General features: G+C 52.4%; 2 rRNA genes. Both read left to right on the forward strand.

Going from position 1 to position 834, the window contains the following annotated elements:
- Positions 1-172: ribosomal RNA gene (locus ACXR2W_RS14120) — 16S ribosomal RNA — on the forward strand; the annotation flags it as partial.
- Positions 173-619: 447 nt separating this feature from the next.
- Positions 620-834 (forward strand): 23S ribosomal RNA (locus ACXR2W_RS14125); the annotation flags it as partial.

The following is an 834-nucleotide window of genomic DNA, read 5'->3' on the forward strand; positions in this document are numbered from 1 at the left end:
AATACGTTCCCGGGCCTTGTACACACCGCCCGTCAAGTCATGAAAGTCGGTAACACCCGAAGCCGGTGGCCTAACCCCTTGTGGGAGGGAGCTGTCGAAGGTGGGACTGGTGATTAGGACTAAGTCGTAACAAGGTAGCCGTACCGGAAGGTGCGGCTGGATCACCTCCTTTCTAAGGAGCACTCAACAGCATTGTCTGTTGCAGATTGCCCAGATGAAGAACGAATGTTTCTTCCTGGGTGCTCATGGGTGGAACATTTGACATAGAGGTTGTGGTGCTGTCGCTGATGTGAGTACGCGGGTCTTTGGGCCGGTGGGAAAGCGTGGGTGGTGGTGTCGCAGTCTTGCTTTTTGGTGCATACTATTGGGTCCTGAAGGCCCAGCCGGCTACACGCCTTTATGGTGTGTGGGTGTCTGTGTTTTCGGGCTCACGCTTATCACACGTGTTGGTGGTGGGGGTGGGATCGACCGTACGTTGAGAACTACACAGTGGACGCGAGCATCTAACAGCCGCACATGAACTCTTTCGGGGGTTCTTGGTGGTTGTTGATACTTTATTTATATTTTCATTGGTCGCATCTGAACATTGTTTGGGTGTGATTTTCTGATACTTATGTGATTTCAAATCTTTAAGAGCAAACGGTGGATGCCTTGGCATCTGGAGCCGAAGAAGGACGTAGTAATCTGCGATAAGCCTCGGGGAGCCGATAAACGGGCTGTGATTCGAGGATTTCCGAATGGGGAAACCCCGCCAAGGCGCGTGCGTACTTGGTGACTCCCGCCTGAATATATAGGGCGGGTAGAGGGAACGGGGGGAAGTGAAACATCTCAGTA

Source organism: Leucobacter faecis, assembly GCF_054456695.2.